This is a genomic window from Nocardioides sp. P5_C9_2 (assembly GCF_054049555.1).
Map to the genome: position 1 here is coordinate 1 of NZ_JBFUMD010000523.1, position 2577 is coordinate 2577.

Consider the following 2577-nt stretch of genomic DNA (forward strand, 5'->3'; position numbering starts at 1 on the left):
GTCGAGGACGACGTCCACGGACTCCACGCCGGAGATCTCGCCGATCTCCTCGGTGACGCTGGCGACGCAGTGGCCGCACGTCATGCCGGTCACGGTGTAGGTCTGGGTCTGGGTGGTCATCCGGGTCCTCCTCAGGACTTCACGAGCCGCGCGATCGCCGCGCTGGCTTCCTTGAGCTTGGCCTGCTGCTCGTCGCCGCCCTCCCGGACGGCCTCGACGACGCAGTGCTCCATGTGCTCGTCGAGCAGGGCCAGGGACAGTGACTGCAGGGCGCGGGTCACTGCGGAGACCTGGGTGAGGATGTCGATGCAGTACTGCTCCTCGTCGACCATCCGGTGCAGCCCGCGCACCTGGCCCTCGATGCGCTTGAGGCGCTGCAGGTGCTTGTCCTTGGTCCCGTGTGCGACGTAGCTGTGCTCCATACGTGCGATAGTACCCCTAGGGGGTATGGGCGCCTCGGCCGGCGTTCTCCGGGCCCGACGATCAGCACGGGGGCGCCGGCGCTGCGAGCTGAGTCAGCCGGTGACTCAGCTGCCACTGTTCACCCATCCGTCGACGGCGCGCCCGGGGGGGCGGCGCCGGGTCGCCTGCGCCCAACTTGGTCGCCGTCAGGTCACCCGCTGGACGTCCGGATGCACGACACTCGACGGGTGACGTCGCCTCTTCCCGCCCTGCTGGCGTCCGACCGCGCGCCCGCGCCCCGCACCCTGGTCGACATCCTGCGCGGCACGGCACGCCGGTTCCCCGAGGCCCCCGCGATCGACAGCGGCTTCGCGGTGCTCACCTACGCCGATCTCCTCGAGGCGGCCGACGCCGTCGCCGTGGAGCTCGCGGCGCTCGGCGTACGCCGCGGCGACAAGGTCGGGATCCGCCTCAAGTCCGGGACCACGGACCTCTACGTGGCCATCCTGGGCATCCTCTGTGCCGGCGCCGCCTACGTGCCCGTGGACGCCGACGACCCCGACGAGCGGGCGCGGGTGGTGTTCGAGGAGTCCCGGGCGGCGGCGGTGATCGGCAACGACCTGGTGATCGCGCCCCGCGGGGACCGTCACGCGGGCCCCGGGGATCCCGACGGCGTCCCCACGGTCCCCACCCCCGACGACGACGCGTGGGTCATCTTCACCTCCGGGTCGACCGGCGCACCCAAGGGCGTCGCCGTCACCCACCGCAACGCCGCCGCCTTCGTCGACGCCGAGGCCCGGCTCTTCCTCCAGGAGCGACCCATCGGTCCGGGTGATCGCGTGATGGCGGGGCTGAGCGTCGCGTTCGACGCGAGCTGCGAGGAGATGTGGCTGGCCTGGGCGTACGGCGCGTGCCTGGTGCCGGCGCCCCGCTCGCTGGTGCGCAGCGGCGTCGACGTCGGGCCGTGGCTGGTGGCCAACGACGTCACCGTCGTCTCCACGGTGCCGACGCTGGTGGCGCTGTGGCCCGCGAGCTCCCTGGACCGGGTGCGGCTGCTGATCATGGGCGGCGAGGCGTGCCCGCCCGAGCTGGCCGCCCGGCTGCAGCGCGAGGGGCGCGAGGTCTGGAACACCTACGGTCCCACCGAGGCGACCGTGGTCGCGTGCGGCGCGCTGCTCGACGGCTCGGACCCGGTCCGGATCGGGCTGCCGCTCGACGGCTGGGACCTCGCCGTGGTCGACGCACAAGGCGACCCGGTCGCCGAGGGTGAGTCCGGCGAGCTGATCATCGGCGGCGTCGGGCTCGCGCGCTACCTCGACCCGGCCAAGGACGCCGAGAAGTACGCGCCGATGCCCAGCCTCGGGTGGGACCGCGCCTACCGCTCCGGCGACGTGGTGCGCAACGACCCGGTCGGCCTGGTCTTCGCCGGCCGGGCGGACGACCAGGTCAAGCTCGGCGGGCGCCGGATCGAGCTGGGCGAGATCGACGAGCAGCTCCTCCGGCTGCCCGGCGTCAACGGCGCCGCGGCCGCCGTCAGGTCGACCCGGTCCGGCAACCGGCTGCTGGTCGGCTACCTCGCGGTCGACCCGTCGTACGACGCGGCGACGGCCCTCGAGCTGCTCCGCCGCCGCCTGCCGGCGGCCCTGGTGCCTCGCCTCGCCGTGCTCGACACCCTGCCGACCCGCACGTCGGGCAAGGTCGACCGGGACGCCCTGCCGTGGCCCCTGCCGGCGTCCACGACCGCGCCGGCGCCGGCCGGCCTCGACGAGACCCAGGCCTGGATCGCGGAGATCTGGGCCGACGTGCTCGGCGCCGAGGTCACCGGACCCGGCGACGACTTCTTCGACTTCGGCGGCGGGTCGCTGACCGCGGCGCAGGTGGTCAGCCGCATCCGCGAGCGCTATCCCGAGACGGTGGTGGGCGACGTCTACGCGAACCCCACGGTCGCGGCCCTCGCCGACGTGCTCGCCACCTTCGCGGGCGCCTCGACCAACGGCTCCACCGCGACCCGGCGCGAGGTCCGCCCGTTGCCACCCAAGAGCCAGGGCGGCCAGCTGGCCGCGCTGCTGCCGCTGCGGGCGCTGGCCGGGATGCGCTGGCTCAGCTGGCTGGCCCTGGGCTCCACGCTGGGCCACCGGGTGCTGGACGTCGCGTGGTTGCCGTCGTACCCGGTGT

General features: G+C 74.0%; 3 protein-coding genes. 1 reads left to right on the forward strand and 2 read right to left on the reverse strand.

Annotated features, from left to right (window positions below):
* Nucleotides 1-120, reverse strand: a 120-nt coding sequence (locus ACXJKL_RS19105) for a cation transporter (RefSeq protein WP_457208583.1), incomplete at its 3' end; no start/stop codon positions are given.
* Between the two features lie 11 nt (nt 121-131).
* A complete protein-coding gene (locus ACXJKL_RS19110; RefSeq protein WP_056887889.1) occupies nt 132-422 on the reverse strand; it encodes a metal-sensitive transcriptional regulator in 291 nt (96 codons plus the stop codon).
* 228 nt (nt 423-650) lie between these two features.
* Between ACXJKL_RS19110 and ACXJKL_RS19115 the strand changes: the two genes are divergently transcribed.
* Nucleotides 651-2577, forward strand: a 1927-nt coding sequence (locus ACXJKL_RS19115) for a non-ribosomal peptide synthetase (RefSeq protein WP_457208582.1), incomplete at its 3' end; no start/stop codon positions are given.